This window comes from Variovorax sp. PAMC26660 (assembly GCF_014302995.1).
Classification (GTDB): domain Bacteria; phylum Pseudomonadota; class Gammaproteobacteria; order Burkholderiales; family Burkholderiaceae_C; genus Variovorax.
Genome location: NZ_CP060295.1, coordinates 14,897 through 34,355, shown reverse-complemented (window position 1 = coordinate 34,355; position 19,459 = coordinate 14,897). Strand labels below are relative to the sequence as shown.

General features: G+C 66.3%; 16 protein-coding genes. 9 read left to right on the top strand and 7 right to left on the bottom strand.

Translation table 11 applies throughout. From position 1 onward, the window contains the following. Nucleotides 1-61 precede the first annotated feature (61 nt). Nucleotides 62-1,768, top strand: coding sequence for a bifunctional protein-serine/threonine kinase/phosphatase (locus tag H7F35_RS00165; protein WP_187110995.1), 1,707 nt, complete (start codon nucleotides 62-64; stop codon nucleotides 1,766-1,768). A 23-nt stretch (nucleotides 1,769-1,791) separates the two neighbouring features. Here the strand turns inward: H7F35_RS00165 and H7F35_RS00160 are convergent, their stop codons facing one another. Beyond that, on the bottom strand, nucleotides 1,792-3,057 hold the full coding sequence (locus H7F35_RS00160) for an MFS transporter (RefSeq protein WP_187110994.1): 1,266 nt from the start codon (nucleotides 3,055-3,057) through the stop codon (nucleotides 1,792-1,794). 260 nt (nucleotides 3,058-3,317) lie between these two features. On the opposite strand from H7F35_RS00160, the gene H7F35_RS00155 reads away from it, so the two are divergent. After that, entirely contained in the window at nucleotides 3,318-4,616 is a 1,299-nt protein-coding gene (locus tag H7F35_RS00155; protein WP_187110993.1) for an ANTAR domain-containing protein, read from the top strand. Between the two features lie 25 nt (nucleotides 4,617-4,641). Here the strand turns inward: H7F35_RS00155 and H7F35_RS00150 are convergent, their stop codons facing one another. The 4 genes from H7F35_RS00150 to H7F35_RS00135 form a co-directional block, all read right to left on the bottom strand. Then, nucleotides 4,642-5,451, bottom strand: a complete 810-nt coding sequence (locus H7F35_RS00150) for an ABC transporter ATP-binding protein (protein ID WP_187110992.1) — start codon at nucleotides 5,449-5,451, stop codon at nucleotides 4,642-4,644. A 55-nt stretch (nucleotides 5,452-5,506) separates the two neighbouring features. Then, the gene (ntrB, locus tag H7F35_RS00145; protein WP_187110991.1) at nucleotides 5,507-6,451 is read right to left on the bottom strand and encodes a nitrate ABC transporter permease; all 945 of its coding nucleotides are present in this window, start codon (nucleotides 6,449-6,451) and stop codon (nucleotides 5,507-5,509) included. 10 nt (nucleotides 6,452-6,461) lie between these two features. Then, the gene (locus H7F35_RS00140; RefSeq protein ID WP_187110990.1) at nucleotides 6,462-7,706 is read right to left on the bottom strand and encodes a CmpA/NrtA family ABC transporter substrate-binding protein; all 1,245 of its coding nucleotides are present in this window, start codon (nucleotides 7,704-7,706) and stop codon (nucleotides 6,462-6,464) included. 346 nt (nucleotides 7,707-8,052) lie between these two features. After that, a complete protein-coding gene (locus H7F35_RS00135; RefSeq protein WP_187110989.1) occupies nucleotides 8,053-9,333 on the bottom strand; it encodes a nitrate regulatory protein in 1,281 nt (426 codons plus the stop codon). Between the two features lie 112 nt (nucleotides 9,334-9,445). Here H7F35_RS00135 and tsaD point away from each other — a divergent pair, with 112 nt between their 5' ends. Then, nucleotides 9,446-10,504 carry a tRNA (adenosine(37)-N6)-threonylcarbamoyltransferase complex transferase subunit TsaD gene (tsaD, locus tag H7F35_RS00130; RefSeq protein ID WP_187110988.1) on the top strand — a complete coding sequence of 353 codons (1,059 nt, stop codon included), beginning with the start codon at nucleotides 9,446-9,448 and terminating at the stop codon, nucleotides 10,502-10,504. On the opposite strand, the gene H7F35_RS00125 is transcribed toward tsaD, so the two are convergent. Further along, complete coding sequence (locus H7F35_RS00125) at nucleotides 10,443-11,195, bottom strand: alpha/beta hydrolase-fold protein (RefSeq protein ID WP_187110987.1); 753 nt, start codon at nucleotides 11,193-11,195, stop codon at nucleotides 10,443-10,445. The genes tsaD and H7F35_RS00125 overlap by 62 nt on opposite strands. Before the next feature lie 188 nt (nucleotides 11,196-11,383). After that, the gene (locus H7F35_RS00120) at nucleotides 11,384-11,755 is read right to left on the bottom strand and encodes an Hsp20/alpha crystallin family protein (RefSeq protein WP_187110986.1); all 372 of its coding nucleotides are present in this window, start codon (nucleotides 11,753-11,755) and stop codon (nucleotides 11,384-11,386) included. A 124-nt stretch (nucleotides 11,756-11,879) separates the two neighbouring features. On the opposite strand from H7F35_RS00120, the gene H7F35_RS00115 reads away from it, so the two are divergent. From H7F35_RS00115 to H7F35_RS00090, 6 genes are all read left to right on the top strand, one after another. After that, nucleotides 11,880-13,163 (top strand): branched-chain amino acid ABC transporter substrate-binding protein, encoded by a 1,284-nt coding sequence (locus H7F35_RS00115; protein ID WP_187110985.1) that lies wholly within the window; start codon nucleotides 11,880-11,882, stop codon nucleotides 13,161-13,163. Nucleotides 13,164-13,187: 24 nt separating this feature from the next. Further along, a complete protein-coding gene (locus tag H7F35_RS00110; protein ID WP_187110984.1) occupies nucleotides 13,188-14,357 on the top strand; it encodes a pyridoxal phosphate-dependent aminotransferase in 1,170 nt (389 codons plus the stop codon). A gap of 85 nt (nucleotides 14,358-14,442) precedes the next feature. Continuing rightward, entirely contained in the window at nucleotides 14,443-15,366 is a 924-nt protein-coding gene (locus H7F35_RS00105; protein ID WP_187110983.1) for a DMT family transporter, read from the top strand. A gap of 198 nt (nucleotides 15,367-15,564) precedes the next feature. Continuing rightward, nucleotides 15,565-15,831, top strand: a complete 267-nt coding sequence (gene rpsO / locus H7F35_RS00100) for a 30S ribosomal protein S15 (RefSeq protein WP_093128570.1) — start codon at nucleotides 15,565-15,567, stop codon at nucleotides 15,829-15,831. A 206-nt stretch (nucleotides 15,832-16,037) separates the two neighbouring features. Then, on the top strand, nucleotides 16,038-18,368 hold the full coding sequence (pnp, locus tag H7F35_RS00095) for a polyribonucleotide nucleotidyltransferase (RefSeq protein WP_187110982.1): 2,331 nt from the start codon (nucleotides 16,038-16,040) through the stop codon (nucleotides 18,366-18,368). Between the two features lie 89 nt (nucleotides 18,369-18,457). Then, nucleotides 18,458-19,456, top strand: a complete 999-nt coding sequence (locus H7F35_RS00090) for an NAD(P)H-quinone oxidoreductase (protein WP_187110981.1) — start codon at nucleotides 18,458-18,460, stop codon at nucleotides 19,454-19,456. Nucleotides 19,457-19,459 lie beyond the last annotated feature (3 nt).

Below are 19,459 nucleotides of genomic sequence, written 5' to 3'. Positions count from 1 at the left end.
CTGGGAATCAAGCGAATGTGTGCACACGGCGTGCGTGGAGACGCACATGGACAATGGCGCCATGAGCTTTGAAGTGGACATCGGCTACAGCAGCCTTCGCGGGCCGCGCGAGGTGAACGAGGATTTCGCCGGTGCCGTGCATGCGCCGCCGGGCGACGAGGCGCGTGGACTGATCGCAGCGATTGCCGACGGCGTGTCCACCGGCGGCCGGGGTCTGGAGGCTGCACAGACCACGGTGATGGGTTTGCTGGCCGACTACTTCGCCACGCCCGACACCTGGGAGCCGACCGCTGCGCTCGACCGTTTGATCGGCGCGCAGAACGCCTGGCTGGCCGACCACAACCGCCGCCGCGCGGGCAGCGCCACCGCGCTGACCACCCTGACCGCGCTGGTGCTGCATGGCCAGAGCTACACGCTGGCGCATGTGGGCGACACGCGCGCCTGGCGCGTGCGTGCCGATGGCGAAGCGGCCGTGCCGCTGACCTTGGACCATGCCTTCGAGCACCCCGACATGCGCAGCCGCCTGACGCGCGCCATCGGCCTGGACGACCAGGTGCGTGTGGACTACGCCCAGGGCGACGTGCGCGTGGGCGACTGCTTCGTGCTGACCTCCGACGGCGTGCATGGCGTGCTCAAGCCGCAGCAGGTGGCCGCGCTCGCGTTGCAGGGCGATGCCGAAGCGGCCAGCGAGGCGCTGGTGCATGCGGCGCTCGACGCCGGCACGCGCGACAACGCCACTGCGTTGGTGATCCGCGTCGTTGGCCTCGATGCGCGGCAGCTCGACGACGAACTCGGCGACGGCCGCCGGCTCGCGCCGCCGCCGTTGCTGAAGGTGGGTGACGTGCTCGACGGCTACGTCATCACCGCTCTGGTGGCCGACACCGGCGTGCATCTGCTCTACCAGGCACGCCACCCGGCCACGCGAGAGCTGATGGCGCTGAAGACCTTGCATCCCTCGCGTGCCAGCGACCCGCAGGAGCGCGCGATGCTGGCGCATGAAGCCTGGCTGGGCCAGCGCGTGGGCGAGGGCGGCGGGTTCGTGCGCGTGCACGAGCGGGCCGAGAACGCCACCGCGCTCTACATCGTGTTCGACTGGCATGGCGGCCGCACGCTGGAGCAGATGCGCAAGTCCGGTGCGCGCGGCACGGTGGCCGAGGTGGTCGCCGCAGCCATCCAGGTGAGCAAGGCGCTCGGCCGGCTGCACCGCCACGGCGTGGTCCACCGCGACATCAAGCCCGGTAACCTGCACCTGGGCGACGACGGACGCTGGCGCATCCTCGACCTGGGCGTGGCCCTGTCCGGGCGCGAGGGTGCGGTCCAGCGCGAGCTGCATGCCGGCACGCCGAGCTACATCAATCCCGAGCAATGGGAAGAGGGCGGTGTGGCCGATGCCGGCAGCGACCTGTTCGCGCTCGGCGCCACGCTCTACCAGTGGCTCGGCGCCCACTTGCCCTATGGCGAGATCGAGCCATACCAGGTGGCGCGCTACCGGCGAGATCCGGTCGCGCTGTCGCGGCTGCGGCCCGACGTGCCGGTGTGGCTCGACCACCTGGTGCGCAAGGCCGTCGCCCGCGATCCGCGCGAACGCTTCGAAACCGCCGAGGAAATGCTGCTCGCGCTGGAGCGTGGTGCTTCCCGCGCCATCGGTGCGCCCGTCGCCACGCCGCTGATCCGTCGCGACCCGGTGATGCTCTACAAGATCGCGCTCGGCGTGTCCTTGCTCTTCAACGCACTGCTCGTGGTGTGGCTGCTGTTCCTGCCACGCTGACGACAAGGGCGGACGGAAGAGGGTCATGGCCGTGCTGCCTTGCGCGGTGCGGTGTACTTGGCCGAAGCCGGGGCGGGTGAGGTGCGCGCACGGCCACCTTTTTCGGCCCAGGTGCGCGTCCAGCGGATCTGCATCACGCGCATCACGCCCAGCATGGCCAGCGAGAGCGCGCCGAAGAAGACGAAGCCCCAGAGGTAGCTGCCCAGGTACTGCTTCGACAGGCCCATGGCGTTGGGCACCAGCCCGCCGCCCAGCGCGCCGATCTCGCCGATCATCGAGCCGGCCACCGCGGTGCTGGTCGGCCAGCGCAGCGGCACCAACTGGAACAGCGCGCCGTTGCCCGCGCCCAGTGCGGCGAAGCAGACGATCAGCAGCAGCGTGGTGAGCACCAGCGAACCCGAAGCGAGCCCGACCAGCACAAGGCCCACCGCCACCACCACCAGCACCACTGTCAGCGTGTTGACGCCGCCCCAGCGGTCGGAGAGCCAACCGCCGACGATGCGCACCGCCGCGCCCATGAAGGCCGCGAGCATGGTGAGCTGGCCCGCCTGCACCTTGCTCACGCCGAACTGGTCGTAGTAGTACGAGGGCAGGAAAGTGGTCAGGCCGATGAAGCCGCCGAAGGTCACGCCGTAGATCAGGCTGAACACCCAGCCGTCTTTCTCGAACAGGCAGGCGATGTGCTCGCGAAAACTCGAATGGCTGTCGACGTCGGGCGGCTCCTTGGCGAACACCACCATCACGGCCATCGGAATCAGGATGGCGACCGCGGCCACGCCGTACACCGCCTGCCAGCCCAGCCACTGCGCGAGCGGCGGGGCCACCAGCACCGACACCGCCGTGCCCACGTTGCCAGCGCCCACGAGGCCCATGGCCAGGCCCTTGTGCTGCGGCGGGAACCAGCCCGAACCCAGCGACAGCGCCACGCCGAAGCTCGCGCCTGCAATGCCCAGCAGCACGCCCATGGCGAGCAGGTCGTTGAAGCTCTTGACGAAGAAAAAGCCGAACAGCATGGCCACGGCAATGAGGCCCATCTCGACCAGCGTGGCCTTCTTGCGGCCGATGTACTGCGAGAGGATGCCCAGCGGAAAGCGCATGAGCGCGCCCGCGATGATCGGCACCGACAGCATCAGGCCCTTCTGCGCCGGCGAGAGGTCGAAGGTTTCGCCGATGAAGGGCGCCATCGCGCCGTTGAGCACCCAGATGCAACACGAGAACGAGAAGTACAGGAAGGCCGCGAACAGCGTCGGGCCGTGGCCTGAGTGCAAGAAGGTCCTGAAGCTGGACATGGTGTCGTTCAATCGTGCGAAATGCCGCGGCGCGGCCTTTCGTGGGCTGCGTCGTCGGACGGGGTGGGGGTGGTGTGCCGGCAGCGGGCGCTGCCGGCGTGGGGGTGGTGCCCGGCGATGAAGACACCGGGCCGGATGCAGGAAGCTGCAACCTCACCAAAGCGGTGCTTCGTTACACCGCGTCCCATTCGATGCAAGAGGCGTGCCTGCGAATTCGCGCGGGCGTGGCCTATGCTTGCCGTGCCTTTCGATGCCCCGCCATGATTTCCCTTCTTCTCGTTCTGCCCAATGAATTCGCCGCCTTCGAGCCCTTGCCGGAGCCGCTCGAGCGCGTGCTGGCGGGGTCCGGTGCCACGGTGCTGGGGCGCGCGAACTGCCACACGCTGGTGCAGCAGGCGGGGGTGCTCGCACCGCAACAGGTGCTGGTCTGGCTGCCGCAGCCGATGCCCGTCGATCAACTGCAGGCGCTGCGCGATGCGCTGCAGGGCTGGAACGGCGTGCCGCCTTGCGCGGTGAGCCTCGTCAGCGCGCCGCTCCACGGCGGGCAGCACGAGGCGCTGGTTGCGCTCGGTGTGCAGGCGTGGGCGGTGCTCGATGGCTTGGACGGGCCCGCGCTGACGGCGTTGACCGCAAGGGCGCAAGCCCGCTGGCAACGCGAGCTTGCGCTGCGCACCGAACTCGAAAGCCTTCGCACGCGCATGGACGAGCGCAAATGGGTCGATCGCGCCAAGGGCCTGCTGATGTCCGCGCGCGGCATCGGCGAGGACGAAGCCTTCGGCCTGCTGCGCGGCGCGGCCATGCACGCGAACCTTCGGCTGGGCGAGGTCTCGCGCTCGGTCATCGAGGCCGCGCAGTGGGCCGATGCGATCAATCGCGCCGGGCAACTGCGCATGCTCTCGCAGCGGCTGGTGCGGGTGGCGGCACAGCTTCTGGCCGGCATCGACGTGCAGCGTGCGCGCGTGTTGCGCACGCAGTCGACCGAGCGGGTGCAGCAGAACCTGGATCATCTGGCGACCCTTGAACTGGGCGCGGCCGGCGTGCTTGCGCTGGGCGAAGTGCAGTCGGCCTGGAACGGGTTGGCCACGTCGCTGGCTGCAAAACCCGCGGCGCAGGGGCTGGCCGAGATCGATGCGCGCGGCGAGGCCTTGCTGCTGGCGGCCGAGGCCATGACGGAGGCGCTGGAAGCATCTGGCGCGCGGCGCGCGCTGCGCATCGTCAACATCTGCGGACGGCAGCGCATGCGGGCACAACGCCTGGCAAAAGATGCATTGCTGGCATCGACGCTCGCAGCAGATGCTTCGCATGGCCGCCTGCTGCCGACGATGAACGAGTTCGAAGCCGCGTTGCTGGAGCTGGAACGCGCGCCGCTCAGTTCACCCGAGATCCGCGCTGCATTGGTGACCGCGCGTGAAGAATGGCTGCGGCTGGTCGGCGGCGTGCAGGCGCTCGACAGCCCCGAAGGCCGTGCCACGCTGGTGCGTTCCAGCGAGGCGCTCGTCGACACCTTCGAGCGCCTCACCGGTTGGTACGAGCACAGCCTGCAGGTCATCATGTCCTGATGCCGGTTGTGCGACCGCCGTTGGATCAGGCCGCGGTTTTTTCTACATGCGCCTGGCGCGTGTAGAGGAAGTCGATCACCGCCTTGCGGGCGTGCACGTAGGCCGGGTCTTCGGCCAGCGCCACGCGGTTGCGCGGGCGGGCGATGCCCACCGTGAGCACGTCGCCGATGGTGGCGGCCGGGCCGTTGGTCAGCATCACGATGCGGTCGCTCAGCAGCACGGCTTCGTCGACGTCGTGGGTGACCATGACGACGGTGCTCTGCGTCTTCTGCACGATGGCCAGCAACTCGTCTTGCAGCTTGGCGCGGGTGAGGGCGTCGAGCGCGCCGAAGGGCTCGTCCATCAGCAGCACCTTGGGTTCCATCGACAGCGCGCGTGCAATGCCCACGCGCTGCTTCATGCCACCTGAGATTTCTCCGGGGCGCTTCTGTGCGGCGGGCGTGAGGCCGACCAGTGCGAGTGCGGCGTCGGTGCGCTCGCGCAACTGGGCCTTGGTTTCCGATGCCGCGAACACGCGCTCGACGGCGAGATAAACGTTCTCGAAGCAGGTCAGCCAGGGCAGCAGCGAATGGTTCTGGAACACCACCGCGCGCTCGGGGCCGGGACCCCTGATCTCGCGGTTGGCGCACAGCAGCACGCCCTGCGTGGGCGTGGTGAGCCCGGCGATCAGGTTCAGCAGCGTCGACTTGCCGCAGCCCGAGTGGCCGATCAGCGTGATGAACTCGCCCTTGGCCACATTGAGGTTGATGTCGCGCAGCGCGAGAAAGCGACCCTTGGGCGTCTTGAAAGCTTGTTCGACGCCGTGGATCTCGATGTACTTGGAGTCGTCGTTCATTGGAAACCTCCGCGCAGCAGCGCTGCGGTATTCGCCTTCGGAGCGGCCGTGCGGCTCATGACTTCACCTCTTCAAACGTGAACGCCGTGGCGAGCTTGATGAGCGCGAACTCCAGCACCAGGCCGACGATGCCGATCACGAAGATCGCGATGATGATGTTGGCGACGTTGAGGTTGTTCCACTCGTCCCACACCCAGAAGCCGATGCCGACGCCACCGGTCAGCATCTCGGCCGCCACGATCACCAGCCACGCGGTGCCCACTGCGAGGCGCACGCCGGTCAGCATGTAGGGCAGCACGGCGGGAAACAGGATCTTGGTGAGGATCTTCCATTCGCTCAGGTTCAGCACCTTCGCCACGTTCATGTAGTCGCTGGGCACGCGCTGCACGCCCACGGCGGTGTTGATCACCATCGGCCAGATCGAGCAGATGAAGATGGTCCAGATGGCGGCCGGGTTGGCGCCCTTGAACACCAGCAGGCCGATGGGCAGCCAGGCCAGCGGCGACACCGGGCGCAGCAGGCTGATCAGCGGGTTGAACATGCGCGCGAGGAACTCGAAGCGGCCGATGGCAAAGCCCGCAGGAATGCCCACCAGCGCCGCAAGTCCGAAGCCCAGCGCCACGCGCTGCAGCGAAGACAGCACGTTCCAGCCCACGCCCTGGTCGTTCGGGCCTTTGCTGTAGAACGGATCGCTGAACACGGTGAGTGCCTGCTGCCAGGTGGCGTACGGCGTGGGAAAGCCGGTGGTGCTGTTCATGGCCACCAGTTCCCAGATCAGCACCAGCAGGCCGAAGCCGGCGAGCGGCGGGAGCACGCGCATCCAGAAGGCGCGCAGGTCGCGGGGTGTGCGTTGCTTTTGCTCCCTCTCCCCCTTGGGGAGAGGGTTGGGGCGAGGGGCTGCCTCGGCGCGGGAAACACCCTCACCCCGGCCCTCTCCCGCACGCGGGAGAGGGGGAGGCAGGGATGCATCCAGGGGCGAATGAAAGACGGCACTGACCATGTTGCTCTCCCTATGCATGAATCTTGAACGACTCGGCGTATTTCTTCGGGTCCTTGCCGTCCCACACCGAGCCGTCGAACAGCTTGCTGGTGCGCATCGTTTCCTTGGGCACTGGCGTCTGCGTGGCGGCGGCGGCCTGCTTGTAGATGTCGATGCGGTTGATCTCGGTGGCCACCTTCAGGTAGTCGGGGTGTTCCTTCAGCAGGCCCCAGCGCTTGTGCTGCGTGAGGAACCACATGCCGTCCGACAGGTACGGGAAGTTCACGGCGCCGCCGTTGTAGAATTTCATGTGGTTGGGGTCGTCCCAGCTCTTGCCCAGGCCGTTGGTGTAGCGGCCCAGGATGCGCTGGTTGATGGCGTCCACGCTGGTGTTGACGTAGCTCTTGTCGGCGATGGTCTCGGCCATCTTGTTCTTGTTCTGCAGGCCGGCGTCGATCCACTTGCTGGCTTCGAGCACTGCGGCGGTCACGGCGCGCGCGGTGTTGGGGTACTTCTTCGTGAACTCGGCGGTGCAGCCGAGCACCTTCTCGGGGTGGTCCTTCCAGATGTCCTGCGTGGTGATGGCCGTGATGCCGATGCCGTCCATGATGGCGCGCTGGCCCCACGGTTCGCCGACGCAGTAGCCGTCCATGTTGCCCACGCGCATGTTGGCCACCATCTGCGGCGGCGGCACGGTGATGTTCTTCACGTCCTTGAACGGGTCGATGCCGGCCGAGGCGAGCCAGTAGTAGAGCCACATCGCGTGCGTGCCGGTGGGGAAGGTCTGGGCGAAGGTGTATTCGCGCTTCTCGCTGGCGATGAGCTTGGCGAGCGATGCGGCATCCACAGCGCCCTTGTCGGCCAGCTTCTTCGACAGCGTGATCGCCTGGCCGTTGTTGTTGAGGGTCATGAGCACGGCCATGTCCTTCTTCGGGCCGCTCAGGCCCAGGTGCATGCCGTAGACCAGGCCGTAGAGCACGTGCGCCATGTCGAGGTCGCCGTTGGCCAGCTTGTCGCGCACGCCGGCCCAGCTGGCTTCCTTGCTGGGCACGATCTTCACGCCGTACTTCTTGTCGATGCCCAGCACCGAGGCCATCACCACGCTGGCGCAGTCGGTCAGCGGGATGAAGCCGATCTTCACTTCTTCCTTTTCGGGCTTGTCCGAGCCCTGGGCCCAGACGGCGGCACGCAGTGCGGGGTCGATGCCCACGGCGCCGATGGCGGCGGCTTGCAGGACGCGGCGTCGGCTGAGGCGGGTTTTGAGCAGGTCGGTCATGGGGCGGGCTCCGGTTGAAGGCGGGACAAATGACAAAGAGAAAACAAGGCGAAAAACAAAAAAGGCGTCCTCACCGCGCGGGGGCTGCTCGAAAACGAGCCCCTGCGGATAAGGACGCCTTTGTCCGGTTCGGTGGGTGACACCCGCCATTGGGTGTTGCCTGCCTGAAGACCTGGTGGTCTGTGGGATCAGTGTTGCAAGCTGTGTGCCAAGCTGGCCGGTGCCTGGTTTGCTATGAAAGGAGTAGCGGATGGTGCAGAACTGCTGCGGGTGAGTTGGCTTTTCGGCTCTTGAGGCCCGGACGCACGCTTGTTGTGCACTGCACCAACTCGAACCGCATTCGGCCTCAGCGCGCAGGCGGCGTGTCGAGCGGCAGGTAGTCGGCCATCGCCAGCACCGACTCGGCCACGTCGACCAGGCGCCGGCTCTGGTTCATCGCGGTCTGGCGCAGCATCTTGTGGGCCTCTTCTTCGCTCAGGCGCCGGTGCGCCATCAGCAGGCCCTTGGCGCGCTCGACGATCTTTCGTTCGTTGAGCGAGGCGCGCACGGTTTCGAGTTCATCGCCCATGGCCTGCAGCCGATGCGACTGTGCCTGGACCATGTCGAGCACGGAGCGCTCCAGGTGGCGGCCGAACTGGGCGGGTGCGGCGGCTTGCGCATCGGCATCGTCGAAGAACATGGCGCCGTCGGCTTGCGGGGCCAGCGTGCCGAGCACCTCCTGGTATTTCTGCAGCTCGCTGCGCGCCTGTGCGATCTTGTGGCCGCAGAGCGCGCGCAAGTCGGCGGCCAGGCGGTCTTCGACGGTCTTCATGGCGTCGATGCGGCGGGTGCAGCAGTCGAACCACGTCTGGCTCAGTTGGGCGTCGGCCGTGTCAGGCGGCGTGGCTGGCGCGGAGGTGGCACCCATGCGGCGCATGCGCTCCAGCTCGGCCAGCGTGGCATCGGACTGGCTTTCGCGCCACAGCGCGAGCAGTGCCGCATCGGAGAAATCAGTGAAGACCTGGAAGCAGCGCTCCTGCGATTCGATCAGGTGCAGCCATTGCAGGCGCTGCACCTCGCTGCTGCTGCCCTGCGACAGCACCGCGACGCCGAAGGCGCGCTCCTGGCCCGCGAACTCCTTGCCCTGCATGAAATTGAACATCGCCACCAGCAGGCGCGAAATCTCCGGGTCGGTGGCGCCATCGGCCGCCTCGAACACCACCGACAGCAGGCCCGCGACGAGCTTGGCAAAGGCGGCGGTGGCCTGGGCCGGCTTCAGTTCGAGCGCGCCGACGCGGCGGCGCAATGCGGGCAGCGCGTCCAGCCCCGGCAGCACCCAGGCGATGCGGCTGAAGAGGCGGGCGCCGTTGCCGGGGCCGGCGCGATGTTGGGCCTCGGTTTCGAGCTGGTCGAAACCGGCGCGCACCTCCTGTTCGAGCGCCAGGCATTCGGCGATCTGCGGATCGCGCTGGTCGGCGAAGCGGCCGCCGCGCGAGGCCAGGAACACGTTCGACATGCCACGCTCGCGCTGCAGTGCATGGACCAACCGGCCGATCACGCCGACCAGATCGCTCGTGCGGGCGAGCTGGTCCAGCTCGTCGATTTCGCAGCGGCGGGCGGCGATCAGAAAGTTCAGTCCGGATTTCATGGGTGGGGGAGCGCGCGGGTAGGGGCACTCTGTCACTGCAACATCCGTGCCTCGAGGGCGCCGCTTGCCCCTTGGCGGGCGTGCCCGGCAGGCGCCACCTACACTCGACGCCATGCTCTTGTTGGGAATCGAATCATCCTGTGATGAAACCGGCGTGGCGCTGGTCGAGTCATTCGGCGACGCGCTGCCGCTGCTGCGTTCGCACGCGCTGCACAGCCAGATCGCCATGCACCAGGCCTACGGCGGCGTGGTGCCCGAATTGGCCAGCCGCGACCACATCCGCCGCGTGCTGCCGCTGACCGAGGCCGTCATGGCCGAGGCCGGTCGCTCCTTGAGCGAGATCGACGTGGTGGCCTACACGCGCGGGCCGGGTCTTGCGGGCGCGCTGCTCGTGGGCGCCGGCGTGGCCTGTGCGCTGGGTGTGGCGCTGGGCAAGCCGGTGCTGGGCGTGCATCACCTCGAAGGGCATCTGCTGTCGCCGTTCCTGAGCGCCGATCCGCCGGAGTTTCCGTTCGTCGCGCTGCTGGTTTCGGGTGGTCACACGCAACTGATGCGGGTCGACGGTGTGGGTCGCTACGAATTGCTCGGCGAGACCATCGACGACGCGGCCGGTGAGGCCTTCGACAAGAGCGCCAAGCTCATGGGCCTGCCGTATCCGGGTGGCCCCTGGCTCGCGAAGCTGGCCGAGGGCGGCAGCCCCACGGCATTCAAGCTGCCGCGGCCGCTGCTGCACAGCGGCGATCTCGATTTTTCCTTTGCCGGCCTGAAGACGGCGGTGCTCACGCAGGCGAAGAAGCTGGGCGATCAGCTCGAAGCGAACAAGGCCGATCTGGCGGCGTCCACGCAGGCGGCCATCGTCGAGGTGCTGTTGAAGAAGTCGCTCGCCGCGCTCGACCAGACGGGGCTCAAGCGGCTCGTGGTGGCCGGCGGCGTGGGTGCGAACAAGAACCTGCGCGAGCAACTGAACGCCGCGTGCGCCAAGCGCCATGTGCGCGTGCACTACCCCGAGCTGCACCTGTGCACCGACAACGGCGCCATGATCGCCATGGCCGCCGCCATGCGGCTGCAATCGGGCCTGTCGCAGGCCAGCGAGCGCTATGCCTTCGACGTCAAGCCGCGATGGCCAATGGCATCGCTGACGGCCGAGGCATTGCAACCGACGACCGCATAGCGGGCTGGCGCGCGCGGCCGAGCGAAGGCAGCGGCAGCACGTCGAGCACATTGCGCCAGAGCTGGCGCCACTCGGGCCAGTCGTGGCCGCCTTCGGTGGTGAACACACGCCCCGGGGGCAGGGCGTCCGCCAGCAGCTTGTGGTTGCTGGCAAAGCGGTCGGCCAGGCCGAAACCCAGGTAGAGCTGCGGCAGGTCCTTGGAGGGCTTGGCCTCCAGGTACTGCTGGAAGAAGGGCCAGAGCTTGCGGTCGGGTTCTTCGTCGGGCTGCGGCCCGGTGGGCGCCTGCCAGGTGCGCAGGCCGCCGGCTTTCTTGATCTCCGCGCCGAGCACGCGACGGCCCAGGTACGGGGCCAATGCAACGATGCCATCCACCGAGCCCGGCCGCGCCAGTTCGTGGATCAATGCGCCGAAACCGCCGATGGAAATACCCACGAGCCAGATCGAGGTGTAGCCCTTTGCGCGCTGCGGCTCGATGACGTCTGCGTGCAGGCGTTCGCTGAGCGTCTGGTCGTAGTAGTAGGAAACGTCCGCGTCGACCAGCAGGGAGTCGGCGGCGAGGTGGCGCTCTCTGACGGCGCTGATGAAGCCTTCGCGCTCGAATTCTTCGGGCTTGAGATACGCGCCGGGCAGAAATATCAGGAGCGTGTCGGAGCGCTGTTTGTCGTTGGCGGACTGAAAGTGCGTTTTCATGGTGCCTTTGGAGGGCACCCGATCCGCACCGTCGGGACTCGATGCGTTGATGAGACGCCCACGAAGAAGAAAGTACTAAGAAAACGTCACATCATGTGACGTTGTTCAGCGCTATTGTGAATAGGGTGCTTGTTTAAAGTCAAAAACAAGCTGCTACTAACATTTTCCTCTTGTGGGCATCCGCAAAGTTAGTCAATTTGCAACTGCGAAGCTTGGCTTGCCTGCACCAGCTTTCCGAGCTTCAGCGTGAGTACGCCGTTCTCGAGTTTTGCGGTGCTCGTGGCCACGTCGATGTCCTGCGGCAGCTCGTAGGCCGCCTTGAACTGGCGCTTGGCTTCGGCCTTGCTGTCGATGCGCACCACGGTGCCTTCGATGCTGATCGACAGGTCTTCGCGCGAGAGGCCCGGCACGTCGAGCGAGAGGGTCCAGCTCTTGTCGTCCTGCTCCACGAGCGGGGAGCGGCGGGCACCGGCGAAGGCGTCGTTCACGAAGCGCTCGAAGGCGTGGTCGTGCGTGCGGGGAGTGAAGCGGGCGGTGCGAAGCGTGGGTGCGAAGAACATGATGAAAAGCTCCTGGATGAACACAATGGGGACAAGGAATGTGTGTCCCTTACACTGCGCGGCCATTCAATCCTGAGTGCCGCTTGACACCTCATCTAGGCGCATCGGCAAGCGTTTCAAGACAATGAATTCCCCCTTTATTTGGCGTCGCCAGGCCTTGAAATTCGCGGCGCTGGCGCTATGCGCGAGGCCCTTCGCGGCGCTTGCGCAGGCACCGCAACCGGCGCCCATTCGCCTTGCGTTGATCGAAAGCATGAGCGGCCCGTTTGCCAACACGGGCGAGGCGGTGTTCCGCAATCTGCTGTGGGCGGTGGAGCGCGTGAACGCGCGCGGCGGCGTCAAGTTGCCCGGCGGCGCGCGACCGCTGCAGCTCGACCGCTACGACAGCAAGGGACAGAACGAAGAAGCGCTTTCCGCGCTGCGCGCAGCAATGGACGACGGTGCGCGCATCGTGCTGCAGGGCAACTCGTCGGCCACGGCCTCGGCGTTGGTCGACGCCATCGACAAGAACAACGAGCGCGACCCCGCGCGGCGCGTGATCTTCCTGAACTACGCGGCGGTCGATCCTGCGCTTACCAACGAGCGCTGCAGCTTCTGGCATTTCCGCTTCGATGCGCATGCCGACATGCGCGTGGCCGCGCTGATGAGCGCGGTGAAGGACGACACAGCGCTCAAGCGCGTCTACCTGATCGGGCAGGACTACAGCTTCGGCCAGGCGGTGCTGCGCGAATCGCGCCGGCAACTCGGCGTGCAACGGCCCGACGTGGAGATCGTCGGCGACGAACTGCATCCGATGGGTAAGGTGAAAGACTTCGCGCCCTACGCCACGAAGATCATCGCGAGCGGCGCGCAGGCTGTGATCACCGGCAACTGGGGCAACGACCTCACGCTGCTCGTGAAGGCCGCGCGCGAAGCGGGTTTCAACGGCAGCTTCTATACCTTCTATGGCAACGCGCTCGGCGCGCCGGCGGCCATTGGCGATGCGGGCATCGGCCGCGTGGTCGCGGTGGCCGACTGGCTGCCCAATGTGCAGACCTCGCAGTCGGAAACCTTCTACCGCGCGTTCCGCACGCGCTTTCCGAGGCCGGCCGACGACTACGTGCACATGCGGCTGCAATTGCTGATCGAGTCTCTGGTGCAGGCCGTCGAACGCGCGGGCAGTGTCGATGCCGTGGCGGTGGCGCGAGCGCTGGAGCAGGCCGACGTCAGCCTGTACGGCCAGCGTGGCCGCATGCGCGCGACGGACCATCAGTTCCAGCAGCAGTTGGTGGTCGGCGTGATGGACAGGCAAGGCAAGCCCGGCGTGCAGTTCGATGTCGAAGGCTCGGGCTACGGCTTTCGCGTGATCAAGACCATCGCCCCCGAGCGTGCCGAGCTGCCCACCTCGTGCAAGATGAAGAGACCTTGATGATGAAGAACAGGACCCCAAGACATGCGTGAAGCCATCCACAACCTCGAAGCATCGAAGATCCGCGAAGTCGCCAATGCCGGCATGGGCCGCGACGACGTGCTGGCCTTCTGGTTCGGCGAAAGCGACGAGGTCACGCCCGAGGTGATTCGCCAGGCGGCCATCGAGTCGCTGCAGCGCGGCGAAACCTTCTACGCGCACAACCTCGGCCTGCCCGAGCTGCGCCAGGCGATCGCGCGCTACACCAGCGCGCTGCATCCCGCTGTCGATGCCTCGCGCATCGCCGTTACTTCGGGCGGCGTGAGTGCGCTGATGCTGGCGGTGCAGGCACTGGTCGATGCGGGCGATGACGTGGTGGCGGTCACGCCGGTGTGGCCCAACCTCACGGCGCAGCCCGCGATCATGGGCGCGCATGTGCGCACCGTGCCGCTGGTGCCGGTGGCGGGGCAGTGGACGCTAGACCTGCCCGCGCTGCGCGCCGCGGTCACGCCGAAGACCAAGCTGCTGATCGTCAACGCGCCCAACAACCCCACGGGATGGACCATGACGCGCGACGAGCAGCAGGCCGTGCTCGACCATTGCCGCCAGACCGGCACCTGGATCCTGGCCGACGAGGTGTACGAGCGCCTCTACTTCGAGCCGACGCCGAACGGCTGCGCGCCGAGCTTCCTCGACATCTCGAAGCCCGACGACCGCCTCGTCGTCACGCACAGTTTCTCGAAGAGTTTTCTCATGACCGGCTGGCGCCTCGGCTGGCTGGTGCTGCCGCCCGCGATGGTGGAGGGCATCGGCAAGCTGATCGAGTTCAACACCTCGTGCGCCAGCGTGTTCACGCAGCGGGCCGCCATCGCCGCCATCGAACACACCAGCGAGATCACGCCGCGCGTGGTGGCGCACCTGAAGCTGTGCCGCGACACGCTGGTGCCGCTGCTGGCGGCCGTGCCGGGTGTGCAGGTGGCATCGGCCAAGGGCGGCATGTACGCCTTCTTCCGGCTCGAAGGCTTCGACGACTCGTTCGACGTCGCCAAGCGGCTGGTGGTCGAGGCGGGCCTGGGCCTCGCGCCGGGCAATGCCTTTGCGCCCGAAGCGCAGGGCTGGCTGCGCTGGTGCTTTGCCTCGAAAGATCCGCGGCGGCTGGTGAAGGGCGTGGAGCGCCTGCGCAACTGGCTGGCGGAGCAGTCGCGCAAGGCCTGATCCGGTCGTCTGCTGCAATTTCGTTCAATACGCGGCGCGAGCGGCCCGCGAAGCTCGACCTTTCATCGAAAGCGAAAGGTCATGCATGTCGGAACGACTCAAGGGAATGGTGCTGTGCGCCCTGGCGATGGTCACGGTGGGCAGCACCGTGGTCGCCAGCAAGATCATCGCGGGCGGCCTGCCGCCGTTCACCGCGACCGCGCTGCGCTTTGCGATGGCGCTGCCGGTGTTTCTTCTGTTGCTGCGGTTGACCCGTACTTCATGGCCTCGCCCTGACCGGCGCGACCTCGTGCTGCTCTTGTGCCAGGCAGGGCTGGGCAGCGTCGGCTACACGGTGCTGCTGATCCTGGGCGTGCGCTGGGCGCCGGCTGCAAGCGCGGGCGTGGTGGCCGGGACGCTGCCAGCCGTCGCGGCGTTGGTGGCTGTGCTGGCCTTGCGGGAGCGGCCGGGGCGTTATCTGATGGGGAGCATCGCGCTGGCGACGGTGGGGGTGCTGGCGATCAGTTGGCCGGGGGAGGGCTCCGCAGGGGACTCAAAATCCCCCGCCGCAATGGTCGGCAACCTGCTGGTGCTTGGCGCGGTCGTCTGCGAGGCGATGTTCATCCTGCTCAACAAGCGCCTGCGGGTGCCAGTTCGTCCGCTGGCGCTGTCGACATTGATGACGACCTTCGGACTGCTGCTCTCGCTGGTGCCGGCGCTGTTCGAGAAAGCTTGGGAACACCCCTTGCCGAGCGATGCCCTGATCGGCGTTGCCTACTACGCGCTGGTGCCGACGGTGCTGGGTTTCGTCCTCTGGTTTGCAGGATCGGCCCGGTTGAAGGGGGCGGAGGCGGCGCTCTTCACGGCGCTCCTGCCGGTTTCTGCGCTGATACTGGCGGCTCTCTGGTTGGGGGAAAGTATCAGTCTGGCTCAGATCGGCGGGGCTGCCTGTGTGCTGGGCGCCGTGGGGTTGGCGTCCCTCGGCGGAAGGGCCGGCACACGGCCCGATGAAGTCGTGGCCCCTTCGTGAAATACCGCGGAACCGGCTTTGCCGAGCCGCCGGTGTTGCCTCCGGTAGGGGGTAGGGGACGCGACACGAAGTGCGCGTAGCCTGGGGCGAGCCTCGTGCAGGCTATAATCCCGAGGCTTTGCATGCCGCAAGGCGCACGGTGAGGGCAGTTCCAGTGCTCACCGCAAGTCAAACATCCCGGAACAAGGAAAATTCAACATGATCGCAGCCTCCATCAAGGCCGAAGTCGTCAAAGACAACGCCCGTGCAGCCAATGACACCGGCAGCCCAGAAGTGCAAGTCGCACTGCTGACCGCCCGCATCAACGAACTCACCCCCCACTTCAAGACGCACGCCAAGGACCACCACGGTCGTCGCGGCCTGTTGCGCATGGTGAGCCGCCGTCGCAAGCTTCTCGACTACCTCAAGTCCAAGAACGCCGAGCGTTACACCGCGCTGATCGCCAAGCTGGGTCTGCGCAAGTAAATCGAATCGCATGAAAAAACGCCTGGGTTAGTCCGCTAGCTCAGGCGTTTTTTACTTCGCGATCCACTTTCGGAGTGCCAAAACAGAGCGAAGCTGTGTCATTCCAATGAAGTTCGTCCCGAGCTTCGCTGGAATGGCATCGTGTTCTGAGACAGCCTCCGTCCCTTGCGGGTCCTGTGTGATCCGCTACTAAAACAGGAGCAAATATGAGCCTCTTCAACAAAGTCACCAAGTCCTTCCAATGGGGCGACAAGACTGTCGTCATGGAAACGGGCGAAGTTGCGCGCCAGGCCAATGGCGCTGTGCTGGTCAACATCGACGGCACCGTGATCCTGGCGACCGTGGTCGCCTCCAAGTCGGCCAAGCCGGGCCAGGACTTCTTCCCGCTGACCGTCGACTACATCGAGAAGACCTACGCCGCAGGCAAGATTCCCGGCAGCTTCTTCAAGCGCGAAGCCAAGCCCAGCGAACACGAAACGCTGACCAGCCGCCTGATCGACCGTCCGATCCGCCCGCTGTTCCCCGAAGGCTTCCTGAACGAAGTGCACGTGGTCATCCACACCGTGTCGCTCAACCCTGAAGTCGACGCCGACATCGCCGCCATGATCGGCGTGAGCGCCGCTCTGTCGATCTCCGGCATCCCGTTCAGCGGTCCGATCGGTGCCGCCCGCGTGGGCTACATCAACGGCCAGTACGTGCTGAATCCGGGCCAGACGGCCCGCAAGGATTCGCAGATGGACCTCGTCGTCGCTGGCACGCAAGCTGCTGTGCTGATGGTCGAGTCCGAAGCCCAGCAACTGAGCGAAGAAATCATGCTCGGCGGCGTGGTGTTCGGCCACGAACAGGCCGCCATCGCGATCAACGCGATCCATGACCTCGTGCGCGACGCCGGCAAGCCCGTGTGGGACTGGCAGGCACCTGCTGAAGACGAAGCCTTCGTTGCCAAGGTCAAGGGCCTGGCCGAAGAAAAGCTGCGCGCTGTCTATCAAATCCGCAGCAAGCAAGCCCGCACGCAAGCCCTGCGCGAAGCCAATGCCAGCGTGATGAGCGCGCTGAAGGAAAGCGGCGAACCGTTCGACGCAGGCAAGGTCAACGACCTGCTGTTCTCCATCGAATCGAAGATCGTGCGCAGCCAGATCCTGTCGGGCGAGCCCCGCATCGACGGCCGCGACACGCGCACCGTGCGCCCCATCGAGATCCGCAACTCGGTGCTGCCCCGTACCCACGGCTCAGCCCTGTTCACGCGCGGTGAAACGCAGGCGCTGGTCATCACCACGCTCGGCACCGAACGCGACGCACAGCGCATCGACGCGCTGGCCGGCGAATACGAAGACCGCTTCCTGTTCCACTACAACATGCCTCCCTTTGCCACCGGCGAAGTGGGCCGCATGGGCTCGACCAAGCGCCGCGAAATCGGCCACGGCCGCCTGGCCAAGCGCGCGCTCGTCGCCGTGCTGCCGACCAAGGAAGAATTCCCGTACACCGTGCGCGTGGTCTCGGAAATCACCGAGTCGAACGGCTCTTCGTCGATGGCTTCGGTCTGCGGCGGCTGCCTCTCGATGATGGACGCCGGTGTGCCGATGAAGGCGCACGTGGCCGGCATCGCCATGGGCCTGATCAAGGAAGACAACCGCTTCGCCGTGCTGACCGACATCCTGGGCGACGAAGATCACCTGGGCGATATGGACTTCAAGGTTGCGGGCACCACCAACGGCATCACCGCGCTGCAGATGGACATCAAGATCCAGGGCATCACCAAGGAAATCATGCAGGTCGCATTGGCACAGGCCAAGGAAGCGCGCATGCACATCCTGGGCAAGATGCAGGAAGCCATGGGCGAGGCCAAGGCCGAAGTCTCCAGCTTCGCACCGCGCCTGACCACGCTGAAGATCAACCCCGAGAAGATCCGCGACGTGATCGGCAAGGGCGGCTCGGTCATTCGTGGCCTGCAGGAAGAAACCGGCACGACGATCAACATCGACGAAGACGGCACCATCACCATCGCTTCGACCGATCCTGAAAAGGCCGAGTTCGCCAAGCGTCGCATCGAGCAGATCACGGCCGAAGTCGAAATCGGCAAGGTCTACGAAGGCCCGGTCACCAAGATCCTGGACTTCGGCGCGCTCATCAACCTGCTGCCCGGCAAGGACGGCCTGCTGCACATCAGCCAGATCGCGCACGAACGCGTCGAGAAGGTGACCGACTATCTGAGCGAAGGCCAGATCGTGAAGGTCAAGGTTCTCGAGACCGACGAAAAGGGCCGCGTCAAGCTGTCCATGAAGGCCCTGACCGAGCGTCCGGCCGGCATGGAATTCAGCGAGCGTCCGCCGCGTGAAGACCGTGGCGATCGCGGCGACCGTGGTGGCGAGCGCCGTGAGCGTTCGGACCGTGGCGATCGCGGCGGCGACCGTGGTGGTGATCGTGGCGAGCGCGCACCGCGCTTCAACGACCAGCAGCAACAGCCGCGCAACGACCAGCAATCGCAGGCTCCGGCCGGCGAGCAGCAATCGCAAGCACCGCGCGAGCCTCAGGAGTAAGAAGGGCGCAGCGGCAGGTTTCCCCTGCCGTTGCTATCTTTTGAACAGCTAGCTTCGCCCCACATGCGGGCGTTGGAGGCCGAAAGACCATGAAAGCCATTGAAATCACTTCGTTCGGCGCCCCTGAGGTGCTGCGCGTGGCCGATCGTCCCGACCCGATGGCGGGTGCGGGCGAACTGCTGATCCGCGTTGCGGCGAGTGGCGTCAATCGTCCCGACGTGCTGCAGCGGATGGGCAACTATCCGGTGCCGCCCGGCGCATCCGATCTGCCGGGCCTCGAAGTGGCTGGCGAGATCGTGTCGGGCGATGCTGCGGCATTGGCCGAGGCGGGCTTCAAGGTCGGTGACCGCGTCTGCGCGCTGATTGCGGGTGGGGGCTATGCCGAGCTGTGCGTGGCGCCTGTGGCGCAATGCCTGCCGGTGCCCAAGGGCTGGAGCGACATCGAGGCGGCTTCGCTGCCCGAGACCTTCTTCACTGTCTGGAGCAATGTGTTCGAACGTGGCCGCCTGCAAAAGGGCGAGACGCTGCTGATCCAGGGTGGCTCGAGCGGCATCGGCGTCACTGCCATCCAGATTGCCAAGGCGCTGGGCGTGACGGTGATCGTCACGGCCGGCAGCGACGACAAGTGCGAGGCCTGCAAGAAGCTCGGTGCCGACCATGCCATCAACTACCGCACGAGCGACTTCGCCGAAGAGGCGAAGAAGCTCACCGGTGGCAAGGGCGTGGACGTGATCCTCGACATGGTTGCGGGCGAGTACGTGGCGCGCGAGATCGAATGCCTGGCCGAAGACGGCCGGCTTGTGATCATTGCAGTGCAGGGCGGGGTGAAGGCGCAGATCAATGCGGGCCTTGTGCTGCGCAGGCGCCTCACCATCACTGGCTCGACGTTGCGGCCGCGGCCGGTGGCGTTCAAGGGCGCCATTGCCAAGGCACTGCGCGAGAAGGTGTGGCCGCTGCTGGAAAGCGGTGCCATCAAGCCTGTGATTCACAGCACTTTTGCGGCAGCGGGTGAACCCAGTGGCGCGGCCCAGGCTCACGCGCTGATGGAATCGAACCAGCATATCGGCAAGATCGTGCTGACATGGTGACAA

What these genes read in the sequence shown, in the direction of transcription:
- H7F35_RS00110 (WP_187110984.1), top strand. Translation starts at nt 13,188, where the DNA reads ATGCGTGAAGCCATCCACAACCTCGAAGCATCGAAGATCCGCGAAGTC.
- tsaD (WP_187110988.1), top strand. Translation starts at nt 9,446, where the DNA reads ATGCTCTTGTTGGGAATCGAATCATCCTGTGATGAAACCGGCGTGGCG.
- rpsO (WP_093128570.1), top strand. Translation starts at nt 15,565, where the DNA reads ATGATCGCAGCCTCCATCAAGGCCGAAGTCGTCAAAGACAACGCCCGT.
- H7F35_RS00150 (WP_187110992.1), bottom strand. Translation starts at nt 5,451, where the DNA reads ATGAACGACGACTCCAAGTACATCGAGATCCACGGCGTCGAACAAGCT.
- H7F35_RS00140 (WP_187110990.1), bottom strand. Translation starts at nt 7,706, where the DNA reads ATGACCGACCTGCTCAAAACCCGCCTCAGCCGACGCCGCGTCCTGCAA.
- H7F35_RS00165 (WP_187110995.1), top strand. Translation starts at nt 62, where the DNA reads ATGAGCTTTGAAGTGGACATCGGCTACAGCAGCCTTCGCGGGCCGCGC.
- H7F35_RS00105 (WP_187110983.1), top strand. Translation starts at nt 14,443, where the DNA reads ATGTCGGAACGACTCAAGGGAATGGTGCTGTGCGCCCTGGCGATGGTC.
- H7F35_RS00135 (WP_187110989.1), bottom strand. Translation starts at nt 9,333, where the DNA reads ATGAAATCCGGACTGAACTTTCTGATCGCCGCCCGCCGCTGCGAAATC.
- pnp (WP_187110982.1), top strand. Translation starts at nt 16,038, where the DNA reads ATGAGCCTCTTCAACAAAGTCACCAAGTCCTTCCAATGGGGCGACAAG.
- H7F35_RS00160 (WP_187110994.1), bottom strand. Translation starts at nt 3,057, where the DNA reads ATGTCCAGCTTCAGGACCTTCTTGCACTCAGGCCACGGCCCGACGCTG.
- H7F35_RS00115 (WP_187110985.1), top strand. Translation starts at nt 11,880, where the DNA reads ATGAATTCCCCCTTTATTTGGCGTCGCCAGGCCTTGAAATTCGCGGCG.
- H7F35_RS00155 (WP_187110993.1), top strand. Translation starts at nt 3,318, where the DNA reads ATGATTTCCCTTCTTCTCGTTCTGCCCAATGAATTCGCCGCCTTCGAG.
- ntrB (WP_187110991.1), bottom strand. Translation starts at nt 6,451, where the DNA reads ATGGTCAGTGCCGTCTTTCATTCGCCCCTGGATGCATCCCTGCCTCCC.
- H7F35_RS00120 (WP_187110986.1), bottom strand. Translation starts at nt 11,755, where the DNA reads ATGTTCTTCGCACCCACGCTTCGCACCGCCCGCTTCACTCCCCGCACG.
- H7F35_RS00125 (WP_187110987.1), bottom strand. Translation starts at nt 11,195, where the DNA reads ATGAAAACGCACTTTCAGTCCGCCAACGACAAACAGCGCTCCGACACG.
- H7F35_RS00090 (WP_187110981.1), top strand. Translation starts at nt 18,458, where the DNA reads ATGAAAGCCATTGAAATCACTTCGTTCGGCGCCCCTGAGGTGCTGCGC.